At 57.9% G+C, this 15730-nt stretch carries 13 protein-coding genes and 2 pseudogenes; 6 read left to right on the top strand and 9 right to left on the bottom strand.

Annotated elements, in window-relative coordinates:
• The 5 genes from thrS to QE435_RS25000 all read right to left on the bottom strand — a co-directional run.
• Positions 1-1269: threonine--tRNA ligase (gene thrS / locus QE435_RS25020; RefSeq protein WP_349043218.1), on the bottom strand; the 1269-nt coding region annotated here is incomplete at its 3' end.
• A 767-nt stretch (positions 1270-2036) separates the two neighbouring features.
• Positions 2037-2495 carry a SufE family protein gene (locus tag QE435_RS25015; protein WP_349043196.1) on the bottom strand — a complete coding sequence of 153 codons (459 nt, stop codon included), beginning with the start codon at positions 2493-2495 and terminating at the stop codon, positions 2037-2039.
• Entirely contained in the window at positions 2492-3862 is a 1371-nt protein-coding gene (gene cysS, locus QE435_RS25010; protein ID WP_349043195.1) for a cysteine--tRNA ligase, read from the bottom strand. The genes QE435_RS25015 and cysS overlap by 4 nt, the downstream gene beginning before the upstream one ends.
• Positions 3859-4422 (bottom strand): NAD(P)-binding domain-containing protein, encoded by a 564-nt coding sequence (locus QE435_RS25005; protein ID WP_349043217.1) that lies wholly within the window; start codon positions 4420-4422, stop codon positions 3859-3861. The genes cysS and QE435_RS25005 overlap by 4 nt, the downstream gene beginning before the upstream one ends.
• Before the next feature lie 103 nt (positions 4423-4525).
• On the bottom strand, positions 4526-5683 hold the full coding sequence (locus tag QE435_RS25000; protein WP_349043194.1) for a GTP-binding protein: 1158 nt from the start codon (positions 5681-5683) through the stop codon (positions 4526-4528).
• A gap of 226 nt (positions 5684-5909) precedes the next feature.
• Here QE435_RS25000 and QE435_RS24995 point away from each other — a divergent pair, with 226 nt between their 5' ends.
• The 4 genes from QE435_RS24995 (at position 5910) to QE435_RS24980 (ending at position 8487) form a co-directional block, all read left to right on the top strand.
• Positions 5910-6362 carry a nuclear transport factor 2 family protein gene (locus QE435_RS24995; RefSeq protein ID WP_349043193.1) on the top strand — a complete coding sequence of 151 codons (453 nt, stop codon included), beginning with the start codon at positions 5910-5912 and terminating at the stop codon, positions 6360-6362.
• Positions 6363-6405: 43 nt separating this feature from the next.
• A complete protein-coding gene (folE, locus tag QE435_RS24990; RefSeq protein ID WP_349043192.1) occupies positions 6406-7032 on the top strand; it encodes a GTP cyclohydrolase I FolE in 627 nt (208 codons plus the stop codon).
• Complete coding sequence (hisI, locus tag QE435_RS24985; RefSeq protein WP_349043191.1) at positions 7029-7508, top strand: phosphoribosyl-AMP cyclohydrolase; 480 nt, start codon at positions 7029-7031, stop codon at positions 7506-7508. The genes folE and hisI overlap by 4 nt, the downstream gene beginning before the upstream one ends.
• A 478-nt stretch (positions 7509-7986) precedes the next feature.
• The gene (locus tag QE435_RS24980) at positions 7987-8487 is read left to right on the top strand and encodes a hypothetical protein (RefSeq protein ID WP_349043190.1); all 501 of its coding nucleotides are present in this window, start codon (positions 7987-7989) and stop codon (positions 8485-8487) included.
• Between the two features lie 152 nt (positions 8488-8639).
• On the opposite strand, the pseudogene QE435_RS24975 reads toward QE435_RS24980, so the two are convergent.
• A pseudogene (locus QE435_RS24975) lies at positions 8640-9569 on the bottom strand (IS3 family transposase); the annotation flags it as partial.
• 64 nt (positions 9570-9633) lie between these two features.
• Here QE435_RS24975 and QE435_RS24970 point away from each other — a divergent pair.
• Complete coding sequence (locus tag QE435_RS24970; RefSeq protein ID WP_349043189.1) at positions 9634-10686, top strand: IS110 family transposase; 1053 nt, start codon at positions 9634-9636, stop codon at positions 10684-10686.
• Between the two features lie 244 nt (positions 10687-10930).
• On the opposite strand, the pseudogene QE435_RS24965 reads toward QE435_RS24970, so the two are convergent.
• The 3 genes and pseudogenes from QE435_RS24965 to QE435_RS24955 all read right to left on the bottom strand — a co-directional run.
• Positions 10931-11146 (bottom strand): annotated as a pseudogene (locus QE435_RS24965) (transposase); the annotation flags it as partial.
• A 431-nt stretch (positions 11147-11577) separates the two neighbouring features.
• On the bottom strand, positions 11578-11718 hold the full coding sequence (locus QE435_RS24960) for a hypothetical protein (protein ID WP_349043188.1): 141 nt from the start codon (positions 11716-11718) through the stop codon (positions 11578-11580).
• Positions 11719-12003: 285 nt separating this feature from the next.
• On the bottom strand, positions 12004-13086 hold the full coding sequence (locus tag QE435_RS24955; RefSeq protein ID WP_349043187.1) for a hypothetical protein: 1083 nt from the start codon (positions 13084-13086) through the stop codon (positions 12004-12006).
• Positions 13087-14142: 1056 nt separating this feature from the next.
• Here QE435_RS24955 and QE435_RS24950 point away from each other — a divergent pair.
• The gene (locus QE435_RS24950) at positions 14143-14556 is read left to right on the top strand and encodes an SH3 domain-containing protein (protein ID WP_349043186.1); all 414 of its coding nucleotides are present in this window, start codon (positions 14143-14145) and stop codon (positions 14554-14556) included.
• Positions 14557-15730 lie beyond the last annotated feature (1174 nt).

Here is a 15730-nt window from a genome sequence, read left to right as displayed (position 1 = left end):
GGGTGAGAGCTTGATGCGGATATCGCGGAAGCCGAAATCCTCATAGATGGACAAGATGAGGTCGTTGACCTTGATGCATTCTTCCGTGAGTTGGTCTTCCGTGCAGAAGATGTGCGCGTCGTCCTGGGTGAAGGAGCGCACGCGCAAGAGACCGTGCAGCGCGCCCGACGGCTCGTAGCGGTGTACCTTGCCGAACTCGGCGATCTTCAGCGGCATGTCGCGGTAGCTCTTGAGGCCCTGCTTGTAGATCAGCATGTGGCCTGGGCAGTTCATCGGCTTCAGGGCGAAGTCGCGGTCGTCCTCGGTCTTCGTGGTGAACATGTGTTCGCGGTAGTTCTGCCAATGGCCCGAGGTCTCCCAGAGATGCCGGTCCATGATGTCTGGCGTATTGACCTCGGCATAGCCTGCGGCGGCTTGCCGCTTTCGCATATAGTCGATGAGCGTTTGGAACAGCGTCCAGCCCTTCGGATGCCAGAAGACGGATCCGGGCGCTTCCTCCTGGAAATGGTAAAGGTCCATTTCCCGGCCGAGCTTGCGGTGATCGCGCTTTTCCGCCTCCTCCAGCGTCCTGAGATGCCCGTCGAGTTCAGCCTGGGTCGCGAAGGCGGTTCCATAGATGCGGGTCAGCATACGGTTGGCGGCATCGCCGCGCCAATAAGCACCAGCGACCTTCGTCAGCTTGAAGGCCGCACCGATCTTGCCGGTGGACGTCATGTGGGGGCCGCGGCAAAGGTCGAGCCAGTGCCCCTGGCGGTAGATCCTGATGTCTTCGCCTTCGGGAATGGCGTCCACGAGTTCGACCTTGTAGGCCTCTCCCCGTTCGCAGAAGAAGTCCCTGGCCTCCTCCCGGCTCCAGACCTCCCGCGTTATCGGTTGATTGCGCGCGACGATCTCGTGCATGCGGTCTTCGATCGCGGGCAGATCGTGGGGCGTGAACGGCGTGTGCCGCGCAAAATCGTAGAAGAAGCCGTTCTCAATCACCGGACCGATCGTCGCTTGCGTACCAGGAAAAAGCTCCTGAACCGCTTGGGCGAGGACATGTGCCGCATCGTGGCGGATCAATTCGAGAGCCCGTGGGTCTTCCCGGCCGATGAGTTCCGCGCGGCAATCTTTGTCGATGCGCTCCGCGAGATCGACCAGCTTGCCGTCTACCACCATGGCTACCGATTTCTTGCGCAGCGACGGCGCGATGGACTGGGCGAGATCGACGCCGGTGATCGGCACGTCGAAACCGCGCTCGGCGCCATCGGGGAAAGTAATGCGAACCATTAGCGAACCTCGTACTTTCGAATAGGATGGGGCGGGCGTCGGCAAGTGCTTGCTCGGCTTCGAGAAGCGCCCCAAGCGCGCGATCGTCGGTCTTTCCGTTGGAGTTGAGTGCAGTGCGGGTAGAGTTCGAATTCGATCTGGCACCATGTAGGCGGGAAGAAGGGAGCGCAGTGCCGTCTGCACGTCACCTTCGATGACCGAATCTCTCACCAGGAAGGCGACAATTCCCTCCGCCGCACCATCGGCAACGACGGGCCAGCCAAGGAACGCGACCTGGCTGCGTCCCGTGACCTCGTGCAGCGTCCCCTCGATCGCCCGCAACTCGACGCGATAGCCGTGCACTTTCATCTGCCGGTTAGCGCGGCCGGCGAACAGGATCCCGTGCTGGGAATCGACGCGCGCCATGTCACCCGTTCGGTACCAGCGTTCGCCATTACGGAAGACGAAGCGCTCTTCGTCAAGCTTTGGTGCCTTCCAGTATCCGGCCGAAAGAGGCAGTCCGGAAAGGATGATTTCCGCCGTCTCGCCGGCTAAAGGGACCGGCAGAGCCTCGCCAGCGAAGAGTTTGTAACGGAAACTGGGCATCGCATCGGCCTTGGCCAGGCCGTAATTTACCGCGCACGCACTGGCCGAAGGAACGATGAGGCATGCTGTCACCCCGTCAGCGGCCGTCAGCCGCGGTGCCGGGATCGACATGGCACGGCGATCGTGAAACGCCTTCGCGGTCTGGTGTAACAAGTGGTCGAGGTACGGCGGCGTTCCATGGTTCATGATGCAAGTTTCCCTCTTGCTTCCAAATCGCTCGCCAGTGCGAGCAGGCGCTCATGGATGCGCACCAGCGCGAGACGGCGGTGCGGCGAAAGCCTGCGGGTCAGCCCAATGCGGTCGAGGAAAACCGGCGGATGGCGCAAAATGTCGGACGGCGTCTCGTCGGCATAGATCCGAACCAGGATTGCCAGGATGCCGGCCAGGACGGGCATGTCGCTCGCACCATAAAGAAAAAGACGTCCGTTCTGTCGTGCAGCGGACAGGAATGTTTCGCCCTGACATCCGGCGATGCGGTTTCGCGCAGTGCGCAACGAAGGGGAAAGGGGCGGCAAGTTGCGGCCGAGGTCGATGAGGTATTGATAGCGCTCAGCCCAGTCGTCAAAGAGTTCGAACTCGTCGATCAGGCGCTCTTGACGTTCGAGGATCGAGGTGTTTCCGCGGGGATGCGGGCTTGTCATGAGGATGCCCTCCGCCATTCGGTTCGCTCTTGCTTGTCCTCGAGGATCACACCCAGAGCCTCGATCTTCTCGCGAAGCCGGTCCGCTTCGTCGAAAGCGCGCACTGCCCGTGCCTCGCTGCGCTGGGCAACCAGTGTCTCGATGTCGTCGACGTCCGCGCCGTCCAGGACGCCGGCGGATTGACGAAACCACTCTTCAGGTTTCTGCTGCAGGAGTCCAAGTTGCTCACCCGCCCACAAAAGGGACATCTTAAGCTTGCTTCGGATAGGCGGAGAGGTCTCCTGTTGAGCCATGCGCGCCAGCCGGAACAGTTCTGCCAAAGCCGCCGGCGTGTTGAGATCGTCGTCGAGTGCGAGGTGGAAGTTGTCGGAATAGGGGCTGACGTCGTCGTTGACAGCGACATCCGCAAGACTGCGCAGAATCCCATAAAGACGGTCGAGACTGCGGTGCGCTTGCCGCAAGCCATCGGCGCTCCAGTCGAGAGGCTGCCGGTAATGCGCCGAAAGGAGTGCGTACCGGATCGCCTCACCCGGGGCTTCTTCCAGGAGATCGCGCACCAGCAATACATTTCCGAGAGACTTGGACATCTTTCGGCCCTCGACGGTGACGAAGCCGTTGTGGATCCAGTAACGAGCCCGTGTACCTTGGGCGATCTCGTTCTCGTGATGCGGGAAGATAAGGTCCTGCCCACCACCATGGATGTCGATTGAAGATCCAAGGTGACGCTCGATCATAGCGGAGCACTCGATGTGCCAGCCGGGTCGCCCGCTCCCCCACGGGCTGTCCCAGCCGGGCTGTTCGGTCGTTGACGGCTTCCAGAGCACGAAATCTGCCGGATGCTTCTTGAAAGGCGCCACCTCGACCCGTGCACCGGCGATCATATCCTCCGGGCTTCGGCGCGAGAGCATTCCATAGTCCTTGCAAGAGGGAACGTGGTAAAGAACATGGGCCTCCGCCTGATAGGCGTAGCGTTCCGCAATGAGGCGCTGGATCAGAGCGATGATTTCAGGAATATGCTCGGTGACCTTCGGCTCGATCGTCGGCGGGCGGACTCCGAGCGCTGCCATGTCGGCATGGTAGGCCTCCGTGTAGCGCTCGGTAACGACACCGATCGGAAGCCCTTCGACGCGCGCGGCGGCATTGATCTTGTCATCGACATCGGTAAGATTCCGCGCATAGGTTAGGCGTGGAAAATGGCGCCGCAGCGTCCTCGACAGAACGTCGAAGACAACGGCAGGGCGCGCGTTTCCGATGTGGGCATAGTTGTAGACCGTCGGTCCGCAGACATACATCCGGACTTCTTCCGGGTTCTGCGGAATGAAGGCTTCCTTCCGACCGCCAAGACTGTTGGTGAGATAAAGGGTCATCGTATTTTCTTTGCGTGATGGTCAGGAAAATGCTCAGCGAACGCAGTTGTCGGCTTCACAACAACTGAGATCGTCAAGGAAAATGTTGTCGGAGCGGTAGTGCTCAACGCACTGGTGTCGGCTCTAAGGGGTCCGGCGATCGCCCGCGCCAAAAGCTCAAAGCGCTGCCGGAACTCGTAGATGAAGCAGAGCGGGATGCCGGCGTGCTTGACCTCCGGACCGATGAGGAAGAGCCCTGGAAGCTCGGTCGATTCGACGTCGCCGTCCGGTTCCATGCCTTTGACGTCGACGCCGGCGATCATCGGTAAGCCGAACACCATAGCCGCCTGTTCGAGATAGGTTGGATTTTCCGCACCGCTCGGATGTTCCCGCTTAACCGAAAAGCCAGGTGAACTGTCGAAACTGATGGCGTTCAGGTCAGCCAGACCGAACGCATTGCCTGGAAAGGACGCTGTGATGAAGCCCATTGTAAGCGGCCAGGCTCGGAAAGACGGGCCGATCTGGTTGCGTTCGAACACGCGTACGTCCGATATGGCAAGGTCGCGAAGAACATGCGCCACGCCGAGGCCAGCCGGGACGGCGTAGACGATGGGGAGGTTCGCCAGGGGATGCCGCGACGCTGCGCGATGGTCGGCATGCGTATCGAACGACAGTCTCACGCGTTCACTTCCTCGCGTTCATGATGATGGTCATGGTGGTCGTGGTCGTGATCATCAAGACCGTGACCATGGCGTGACGCGGAGCCCAGGAAGGCAAAGCTGTCTCGAAGAAACTCATCGGTCTGTCTCGTCCGATCAATACAATCCGCGTCCTGCGATCTTCTCTCGGCCAGTCGTGAAGAGGGGTCGGAGGGTGGAAAATGTGCTGGACGCCGTGCAGGACAAACGGAGCCGGTATGCCTTCGACGTTTACGATGCCTTTCAGGCGCAGAATGTTCGGACCGCTGAGCAGGACGAGGGTTTCGAGCCAGAGATCGAAGATGTCTGCCGGTATCGGGTCGTTCACCGTATAGGAAACCGCCGAAATTCTCTCGTCGTGCCTGTTCACATGATGATGGTGGTGGTGCTCGCCGTGACCATGATGGTGGTGGTGGTGATGGTCACGCTGTTGGTGGGCATGCTGTTGACTGGGCTCCTCGTAAGCCTCCGCATTCAGCCATGCCTGCACGTCGTCGATCTTGTTGCCGAAATAGAGGCCAACGTTAAACAGGCGCGATGGTTCTACGGCCCCCTGATAGGTACGGATAATCGGCGTACCGGGGTTGAGCTTGCGCAGACGCTCCTCGATCTCGCGCACCGCGTGCCGCCCGGCAATGTCCGTCTTGGTCAGAAGGATGCGATCGGCCATCGCGGCCTGCTTGACCGCTTCCGGCTGCGCGTCGAGTGTGGCTCCGCCTGCGGCGGCATCCACCGTGGCGATCACGCCATCAAGGCGAAACGCCTCGCCGAGGAAACCATCGATGATCAGCGTATGGAGGATGGGGGCGGGGTCGGCGAGCCCGGTCGTTTCGATTACGATCCGATTGAAGGGTGCGATTTCGCCGCGGTCGCGGCGATCGACGAGCACGTGAAGCGTGGTAAGCAGATCACTCCTGATGGTGCAGCACAGGCAGCCTGATTGCAGCAGGACCATGTTTTCTGAGCTCGCTTCGACGAGTTCATGATCCAGTCCAATCTCGCCGAATTCGTTGATAATGACCGCGGTGCGCGCAAGGTCCGGTTGACGGAGAAGATGGTTGATGAGGGTCGTTTTCCCGCTCCCCAGAAATCCGGTTACAAGCAAGACAGGGGTTGGCTCGGCAGGAATGTAATCTACGGTCAAGGTTGCATCCCTTCTCAGTCATCCTCGCGGCGCTCCGGCGAATGTCCGTTTATCTCGGTGACTACAGCATCGTCACTGGTTGCTTCCTTGCCGACTGCAATGAGGCATCCTTGATCTACGAAAACCGGTTCTGCATTTTTGCAGTTGATCCTCGCCAGCAATCCATGCGAAACGTTATAACGTTACATAAAGGAGTACAAGATGGCAAAAACATGGAAGGGCGCGAATGACTGAAGTGCGACCGATCGGTGTGGCGATGCGCTGCGAGGACGTCTTGCGGACGGATCAGTCCTGTCTGGCGGCGGCGCGCGAGGCGTTGTTCCGCTGGGCTGAGGTGATTGCGTCGCGTCGCGTCGAGGATGTCCTGGCACTCTACGCGCCGGACGCGATCCTTGTTCCGACGCTTTCCGACGAGATCGGTGAACGGGAAGAGGATAGGCGACGCTATTTCGAGGCGTTTCTGTCGAATGACGTCCAGTCCTGCAGCATCCTCATTCAGAAAAAGCGGGTGAGCCGGAAGCTCGGGACCGTTGTCATCGGCGGGCTATACACGTTCCGCCTTCTGCGCGGGAACCTGGAAGAGTTGGTGCCGGCGAGGTTTCTATTCACCTTCGAGGAGATCGAGGGGCAATGGCTGATCACCGGGCATCACTCATCACGTCTTTCCGAGGTGCTCTGATGGGCAAGAGCCATCGTTTCAAGCAGGAAAAAGGTAGTAGAGTATGAACGTTGCCGTGAAACCGCAGGAGCAAACAAGCCGACGTCCGCGTCCGGCGCGAGCCGACGTCGAAGCGGCTGTTCGGCTTCTCATCGAGTGGACAGGGGACGACCCGGATCGCGAGGGACTGGTCGATACGCCGGCGCGTGTCGTGCGCGCCTATGAAGAATTCTTCGAGGGCTACAACACGGATCCAGCCGAATTGCTGGGCCGAACCTTCGAGGAAACCGCCGACTATGACGACATGATCGTGCTTCGCAACATGCGCCTCGAATCCCATTGCGAGCATCATATCGTGCCGATCATCGGCAAGGTCCATGTTGCCTATCTGCCCGACCGCCGGGTTGTGGGCATTAGCAAGCTCGCTCGTGTGGTTGAGGTTTTCGCAAAGCGTCTCCAGATCCAGGAAACCCTCACGTCGCAGATCGCCGATACCATCGACAAGGTTCTCCAACCCCGCGGCGTTGCGGTTGTCATTGAGGCCGGCCACATGTGCATGACAACGCGCGGCATCAGGAAACCCGGTGTCAGCATGGTGACGAGGCGGCTGCTCGGGGCGTTTCAGAGCGACAAGGATTTGCGCCGCGAGTTCCTGTCTTCCATTCCCACAGTAGGCGAGGTGTTCGGATGACGACGCACCTTGAGGCCTTCGCCGTACGGCGGTCCGTGGAGCAAGTCGAGGAAGGCGATGTCTTTGCACCCAAGTTCGGGCCTGATGGGATGATCCCGGTTGTGACAACGGACGCCGCATCGGGCGAAGTCCTGATGATGGGCGTGATGAGCAGGGAAGCGCTTCTGCGCACGGTCGAGACCGGAGAGGCGCACTATTGGAGCCGCAGCCGCCAATGCATATGGCACAAGGGCGCTACAAGCGGGTTAGTCCAGAAGGTCAGGGAGATCCGTATCGATGATGACCAGGATTCCGTCTGGTTGCGTGTCGAGATTACCGGCGGCGCGAGCTGCCACGTCGGATATCGGTCGTGCTTCTACCGCGCCGTCTCGACCGACACTGGAAAACAACCGCTCGAACTCGTTTTTACCGAAGCTGAAAAGGTCTTCGACCCAAAACAGGTTTACGGCGACGCACCCAACCCGACGCAGCTCTAGGAGGGATACGGATGGCTTCGGAGCAGCGGCTTCACGGCAGTCAGGACGCAACCCCATCGTCATGATTGTTGCGTCATTTGAGAAACTTTAGATGGGAGCTGGGATGCCAAGGAATCCCCCAGCAGTCAGAAGTCGACTGCAGCTACTACGCTCGTGCCGTCGATCTCGTTTCGCGGGGATCATGGCAGATGAAAGGATTGCTCGGTCGGGCCAGGGCAGAAAATAGCTGCTTTAGGTAAATGGCTGGATGTTGTTGGTCTGACAGGATTTCAAAAGCACCGCTGGACAGCCTTTCCGAAGGGCAGATGCAGAGCGCGCTCTTCGTCCGAGCAATGTTTCAGGACGCAGATCTTATCCTTCTGGATGAACCCAGGTCCGGAACCACTTTCCCCCACACCCTGCCTCTGGCCCCCGAGCGCATCGCATTCGAGGCAATCAGGGATCTCCTCACCCCGCAAACCTCGAAGTGGAGCATAAAGTGACGATTTCTCTCACACACCCTCGTTCGTTAAACCGTGGAGACGACACGATACCGCACAAAACACGCCTGTGCCCAACTAGTGTTGCAGAGCGTTTGGAAGCCAGAAGGGCTAGGCAGGAGAGACGCATCCTGGTCGTGGTCACTACTTTCATCACTTGGTCTCTCTTTATCCCTCCGGCCTTTGCAAGTAATTACGAGGTTGCCCTGTCCAAGCTCAATCGGACAGCCTATGCACTTATAAAGGTGGCGTATGGCTGTAAGTTAGAGTTGGGTAACGCGCGTTATCTTGAAGCTCGAGTTGCTGTTGAGAATGCTCTTCGCGCGACAGGGCTTCCGACCAATATAGCTTTGTCATCAGCCGCAAAAATCGAAGCTGAAGCCAAAGCTGCGGCAACACATGCCTATAGCGTGAGCCAATGCATTATGGAGTATGTTGAAGCGAAACGAGTTATTCTGCATTGGCGCACACGAATGGAAGACGCGTCTAGGTCTGAATAACCTCTGATCTCGTTAACAATCCGGCCCAGATCTATTCAGTGCAACCAACCTAGAGTATCCCTACGGGCGTGATGAGCATGAGACTCCGAGACGTTACCTGGCCCCAGTCTCGGACCGCAACCTTCACGAACAACTGACCTGCCACTGAATTTTCATCCGGCGGCGATTAGAGCCTCGGTGGTTTTGGATACGCCAAATGGCGCTGTTTGAGCAACTGGCAGAAACGCGTAGCCTTCATCTTGCGCAGCGTTGGAGCCGGTTGCGGCGATGAGCTCGGCATAGTCTGCCGGGGTTTGATATCCGAGCGATGAGTGTGGCCGGAAATTATTGTAGTCGTTGGTCCATTCGTCGATGGCGCTACGGGCATGATCGAGGCCAAAGAACAGGCTTTCGTCCAAGAGTTCGTCACGCATGCGGCCGTTGAAGGATTCGACGTAACCATTCTGAGTCGGTTTTCCGGGCGCAATGTAGTGCCATTCGACCTTGTGATCTTTCGACCAGGCCAGGATCGCGTTCGACGTGAACTCCGTGCCGTGATCGGAGACGATGATGCCGGGCTTACCGCGTCGTTCGATCAGCATCGTTAGTTCGCGAGCAACACGACGACCGGAGATCGACGTGTCCGGGATTGCGGCGAGGCATTCGCGTGTGACGTCGTCCACGACATTGAGTACGCGGAAGCGCCTGCCACAGGCGAACTGGTCGTGGACGAAATCCAGTGACCAGCGGGCATTGGCCTTCGCCTCGACCAGGATCGGAGCGCGTGTGCCGACTGTACGTCGTCGGGCCATTCGCTTGCGGACCGACAGGCCTTCCTCTCGGTATAGCCGGTAGATTCGGTTAACGCCGGACGGCTCTCCCTCCCGCCGAAGCAGGATGAACAGTCGCCGATATCCGAAGCGTCGTCGCTCGTTGGCGAGATCGCGCAGCCTCAACCGCAGTTTGACTTCCGGCGGGCGGCAGGACCGAAAGCGTATCGTCTTTCGGTCAGCGGATATAATCTGGCAGGCCCGCCGTTCCGAAAGGCCCATGACGGACTTCAGATGCGCGACGGCGGCACGCTCGGCGGCAGGCCCTACCATTAATGGGATGGTCCGCCTCGTCCTCCCGTAGCATTATGAGGCTGTCAAACCGAAGGAGGTTGCAATGCCACAACGCAATGTGCCGCGTTCAGCGGCTGTCTACGGAATTGATATCGGTAAGAACATCTTCCACGTCGTCGGTCTCGGAAGCGATGGCGTGCCAGTTCAGAAGGTTCGTTTCCGACGCGATACGCTGCTACAGTTCTTCGAGCGCGCAGCGCCGGCGATCGTGGGAATGGAATCTTGCGCTGGCTCTCAATGGATTGCCAGGAAGATAAAGGCTCTGGGACATAAGGTGCGCTTGATCCCGGCGCAATTTGTGAAGCCCTACGTAAAATCGAACAAGACCGACATCATCGATGCGGAGGCGATAGCTGAGGCAGCTACGCGACCAACGATGCGGTTTGCAGCACTCAAGAGCGAGGAACAAGCCGATCTTCAGGCTTTGCACAGGGTGCGAGACCAGATGATCGGAACGCGCACCCGGCTGATCAATCAGATGCGAGCCTTTTGCCTCGAATACGGGATCGCGCTGCGTCAGGGCGCAGGTCTGTTCAAGCTCGACCTGCCACAGGTTCTCGAAGACAAATCGAACGACCTTTCGTTGGCGATGCGTAAGCTGCTCGCAGATCTGTTTGCCGATCTACGCCAATTGGAACAGCGTATCGGTGACGTCACACGCGAGATCGAAGCCATAGCCAGTCGAGAGGATGTGGCTCGACGGCTCATGACGATCCCCGGCATCGGAGCATTGGGGGCGACTGCACTTCTTGCTGCGATTGGCAACGGTCGGCAATTCCAAAAAGCCCGCGATCTGGCTGCGTGGCTTGGCCTCGTGCCGCGAGAATACTCGACCGGCGGAAAGCAAAAGCTTCTCGGCATCAGCAAGCGAGGAAACCGCTATGTTCGCAAACTTCTCGTGCATGGCGCACGATCATGCTTTCGGCATCTCGACCGAACACGGGATCGACTGGGGAACTGGCTGGATGGCCTTCAAGCCCGGATGCACCCAAGCAAAGCTGTTGTCGCACTTGCCGCAAAAATGGCCCGGATTGTCTGGGTCGTCCTGACCGAGCCTGGAGCACTCTACGAACGCAGAGACCCTGCCTTCACCTGAAGCTCCAAGCTCGATTGCAAGGCTCGGGAATAGTGATGACGAAACAGTGGATCAACATGCCGTAAGTCCTGTGCAAAAAAGCGGGCTTCGTGCCCGAACCATTTATTGGGAACGGCGTGTGCGGATCTCATCATGGCCTGGCTGCAACCGCAGCCCACTCGCGAGAGGCCGGATACATTTATGCAACTGGAATCGTCATTTGCGATGTCGCGAACCCTTGCACGGACGGGGCGGACCATACATTTTTTGAAAGAAGCTCGCGAAGTGCGGCCACATCCAACATCTGTTCGGCCAGCAGCTTCTTCAGTTTGGCATTCTCTTCTTCGAGCGCCTTCAGACGTTTTGCCTCAGAGACTTCCATCCCACCGTATTTGGCTTGCCAGTTGTAAAATGTTGCCTCAGAAATCCCGTGCTTCCTGCACAGGTCGACGGCTTTAGCCCCCGCTTCTTGCTCCTGGAGGAAATTCTCGGTGGCAGGTCAAGGCAGGCTGCCATCGCATCGACGACCGCCTGACGTTGTTGCTGCAGAAATGCAAGCGTCTGCTCGATCCATGCTCCTGTTCTGGCATTGTCCTGATTGACGAGCTTCTCATGCCGGTTCTTTTCCTGTGCGATCATGTGCGACAATTGCCTGTAGCGCGATACGAGATCGATCAGCATCGCATGTGCAGGTGAAGAGGGCCCAGAACCTTGGTATCCATGCGTCTGGCATAGTCGGCAAGGACGAATGCATCGATCCTGTCCGTCTTCGACAAGCGACCGCAAGCGCGTGCGAACTGCCTGATGCTTGGCATTGACCTGGGCCACAGGCATACCGACCGCCCAAAGGCCTTCCACGACACCACGCTCATAGCCGCCCGTCGGCTCCAGCACCAGACGTTCGACACCCTCCTATTGAGCGAAAAAAGTCACAAAACGAGCAATCCCTGCAGCATCATTAGCAAAATTTGCGAAGCGCTCTTCGGGAAGAACGCAGACATCGAATGACGATTTCGATATGTCGATGCCGACAGAACGGCGAGTATAGGTCATGAGGTCTTGTCTCCCTTACACGCGAGCGCTTGGCTCTCTCAACGGTTCGACGAAGCCTCGTAATGCGCAGAGGGTTTTGCTTTTTTACGAACGAAAGTTCAGGCCGCCGAAGGCCCAACCGCTCTGGCCATCGTCTCGACGGTGTTGCCACCACCATCAACACAAACAAGGCCGGAACATCATAACAATGTTCCGGCCTCCAATGTATAAGGCCGGGGCAAACGCACCGACCTTTCTGCCGATGGCAGCAGTGAGACCCTCTCAGAAGAGCCTCATTGCCTTTAGTTACTTATGATAGGCAAGGCCACCCCACACGCGACCTTCGTCGCGGTGACGTCCACCGTGCACACCGCCAATATAGGCCGCAACTGCCGCCACGAGTGACGACGCTGCCAATAGGAATGCGGTAAGGATCCCTGTGATGCGAGCCTTCTCCGCGGCGTCTGCCGCTGCTGTCTTAGCGTCCTCGGCAGCCTTTTCAGCCTGCACTCTCAGTTCGTCGATTTTCTTCTGTGCTTCGTCAACCTTTTGCTGCGCTGCCGTCCGCACAGCCTGCACACGCTCGACCGTCTGATTCACCCGCGTCTGTGCGTCAGCCTGCGGGATACCCGTGCGGGCAACGATCTGGTTGGCCAGCCACGCCTTGTCGCCATCTGATATTTCGCCCGTGGAAAGGAGATTGCTCAGGATGCCGCCAGCTTGACGCTGAAAATCAGTAGCGTTCGGATCGGTCCCAGGAGAAGGCGTGTCCGTCCGCAGCATAGTATCGGTGAAATAGTCGATCGGGTTCGTCTTGAGGCCCTGTGGCAGCGACTGCTCGATACTTGGAGCGGCAGCCTGACCTGCGCCCTGAGCAACACCACCGAGCGCGTTACCAGCGCCTGCCACGACGCCGCCTGCCAGCTGACCTGCACCTTGCGCTGCGCCGCCAACAGCAGAGCCGGCTGCCTCAACCGCTGTCTGTGCAACACTTCCGACTGCCTTTGCGCCACCTGACACTACGCCAAGCGCTAGAAACGCTGAGACGACTGTGCCAATGCCCCATACAACAAGACCATTTACGCCGTCGCGCGTCGTTCGTTCGTCACGTGCTGTACCATCCGAAACCGGCCGTCGCATGCGGCCCGCAATGTAACCGCCGAGCATGTAAGACGCGACCATCGACACCACCACGAACAGTCCGGTGATGATGAGCCATGTCATGCTAATTTCGCCGCCGTTGTCAGCTGAAATTGCATTTAATCCCAGCCCACCGGCGAAAGCGGTAAACACGGCCATGGTACCTGACGCGATAGCGGTTCCAGCAAAGATCGCTGGCCAGTCAACGTAGCTGCGATTTGGGTTCTCAATCAATTCAGATCCTACCATCAACGTAACCCCAAGAGAGAGAGAACAAACAGGACAACGACGACTAGTCCCACCAGATAAATGATCGAGTTCATGAGGGTCTCCTATAAAGAAATCAGTTCTAAGCGTGCAGCTGATCTGAAGCTCGTTATCGCTTCCTGCACGCAAAGAGCGGCGCAGTCTGGACGACTGCGTTTGGCCACACCTAAACACTTTTGCGAGGACATCGTTCCGCCTAAAAAAAGACCAAATATTTCCTTTTTCAGGCGACCGTCACAAATACCGAAAGCCCGCGCCGCACAGGATCCCCGTCCTTCCGGCTCGACCTCACCATCATGCACGGCAGAAGGTCACGTCTCTCTCATCGTCTTCTGCAACGCGCTTGACGCCAAATACGTCCGGACGCAAAGACACTAAGAGACGAGCATTGCCTCACGTCTCTCAAGCTGCACGGTGACCGTCGCGATCTCGGTGGCCGTTGCGGCCTGCCAGAGCAATCGTCGTGACCGCGGTACCGCGGAGGCCGTGGAAGGCAAGGGTGGTCGGTCATCACGCAAGTCGACGGGAGGTAGGGCTTTGAATCCATTACCGAGAATTTCATCGACAAAGACTGCGACCTTGCCGCAGGCGAGATTGTCAGCCTCACATTTGATGTGGTCGAATCGAGGTTTTGCGGCTCAATTTTCTGCAAATGTCCAAAGGCGTCGATAGCCTTCCCATCTCCTGCATCCTGCTCAGCATGCGCGGGATGGTAGATTTATTGCGCCGCACTACTTGATCAAAAACGGTTGCGTCTGCCATAGTGATTTAGGGGCGCTTATGCAAAAACGGTACTGGCTGCTATGCGGCGTGATCTTGCTTGGGATCATGAAACTCAGCGAGACGCCAGGGGGTGGTCGAGGCGTGGCATCTCCATCACCAACAGCCACTGTGCCATCCGCTCCCGCGAAGCTTGCGCCGGACCCACCGCCAAAGCCTCCGCCACCGTCGACACTCGCTGAGCGCGCGACACCCGTGGCTCCTGCGCAAGACATTGAGAGCGCTGAGCCCAAGTTTGTTTGAGGAAACAGCGTCGCCTTGAGACAGGCGCCGAACGCAAAAGCCAACATCCTCGACCGGCTCAATATGGGCAAACGCGTGATGGTGTTGGCCCATGAAGGCCAATGGTCTCGCGTGAAAGACGACCTTACCCAGCGCGAAGGCTGGGTTGCGAGCAGGTTTCTGAGCGACGATGAACCAGTTGCGAAACAAGAAGCGCCGGAGGTCAAGCAGACCGTCGAGGTCAAGCCGAAGATTTCGCCGTCGATTATCATCCAGAGGATCATTGCGGAGTCTATCGCGGGCTATCCCGGAACGTGCGCATGCCCGTACAGCACCGACAGGCGCGGGCGCAGATGCGGCAGCAGGAGCGCTTATTCGAAGCCGGGAGGGTATTCGCCTATCTGCTTTGCTGGCGATGTGACGAGATCGATGATCGAAGCCTACAACTGACTGCATTTTCATCTGGACGTTGCCATTTTGGTTGGCAAAGAGTGGCCAGAATCTACACATCAGACGGGAGCGCAATTGGCGACCAATGCTGTCGCGTTTTAAAGCCCACACCACTCAGAGCCCCAGGCTCAACCCGATACCGGTTGTAGCGTCGTTGCGGCCCGCTTTAGCGGCGGGAAATTCTTTATCAGCGGTACGACGAGTTTAGGCCAGTTGATAATGCTCGGCTGTTTCGCGCTATTTCGAGCCATCGATTTGCTGTGACTCAAATCCGCTCCAGACATAGTCGAACACCTTTCGGAAAACCCTGTACCCGGTGGGCGCGCGGGGAGCATCGATAGCCTCTAAATACTTATCAACGGCGAAGCTGAGGAGGTAGCCCCCGATTAAGACCGCGAGACTTCCCCCGTTTCCGCTGAGTAGAAAAGCAGACATGTGCCGCCAAACAAAATTGCTGCCCTACCACAAGCTTTGAGCATCACGGCTTCCTGATCTTCCTGTGGGAATTTTCACACGATATCGAAATCACAGCCATGGCCGTGTCACGCTGACAGCGCGTGACTCAGGCATTGCAACCGGTGTTATTGGAGGTGGGTTACCTGCGCTTTCGTCAACGCGGTTGCTGATAGTGGCCGCGTTGCGAGATCGCAGGTAACCGCTCACGCCAAAGTAAAAGTTCCGAAGTCAATTTTTGCAATTGCGAACGACAGCTGGGGGGCGAAGGCAGACACGTCGCGGGACACTACAACTTCGCCCAAATCAGAACAAAAGGATACCATGCCAAGGTCAGACTTTTACTTCCGCTTAAGAGCTGTAAGTTCACTCGCCGGAGGAACACTATCCGTTACTGAGCGGGATCGTAACTTCCACACATAGACCTCCCAACGGTGTATTCTTGGCGGTTGCACAGCCGCCATGCGATTCCGCAGCTCATCCTGGCCGCGTCGTTGGTGTGAGCAGTGCACTTTCTGCGCCTCTACATTCGTTGAAGCAACTCAAGGAGACGTTGATGTTGTTGCCGTACAACACTGGGACTTGATCTAGGTGACTACAAATTTCGTAATGGACAAATCTCAGGTTGGTTGACCTTGATACAAGCTGACAGGTACAGAGCGGCGCGAGGGAAAAGAATAATCAAATTCGATTGGTGACATTGGAGTTGACGCTCAATGAA

Source organism: Agrobacterium sp. SORGH_AS 787, from assembly GCF_030819035.1.
GTDB classification, from domain to species: Bacteria; Pseudomonadota; Alphaproteobacteria; order Rhizobiales; family Rhizobiaceae; genus Agrobacterium; species Agrobacterium larrymoorei_B.
The sequence above is the reverse complement of the archived record's forward strand: the minus strand, read 5'-3'. Positions and strand labels throughout refer to the sequence as shown.

Excerpts from the sequence above, each read along its gene's own strand:
- QE435_RS25015 (WP_349043196.1), bottom strand. The coding sequence starts at position 2,495 with ATGACAAGCCCGCATCCCCGCGGAAACACCTCGATCCTCGAACGTCAA.
- cysS (WP_349043195.1), bottom strand. The coding sequence starts at position 3,862 with ATGACCCTTTATCTCACCAACAGTCTTGGCGGTCGGAAGGAAGCCTTC.
- QE435_RS24995 (WP_349043193.1), top strand. The coding sequence starts at position 5,910 with ATGACTGAAGTGCGACCGATCGGTGTGGCGATGCGCTGCGAGGACGTC.
- folE (WP_349043192.1), top strand. The coding sequence starts at position 6,406 with ATGAACGTTGCCGTGAAACCGCAGGAGCAAACAAGCCGACGTCCGCGT.
- hisI (WP_349043191.1), top strand. The coding sequence starts at position 7,029 with ATGACGACGCACCTTGAGGCCTTCGCCGTACGGCGGTCCGTGGAGCAA.
- QE435_RS24970 (WP_349043189.1), top strand. The coding sequence starts at position 9,634 with ATGCCACAACGCAATGTGCCGCGTTCAGCGGCTGTCTACGGAATTGAT.
- QE435_RS24960 (WP_349043188.1), bottom strand. The coding sequence starts at position 11,718 with ATGACCTATACTCGCCGTTCTGTCGGCATCGACATATCGAAATCGTCA.
- QE435_RS24955 (WP_349043187.1), bottom strand. The coding sequence starts at position 13,086 with ATGGTAGGATCTGAATTGATTGAGAACCCAAATCGCAGCTACGTTGAC.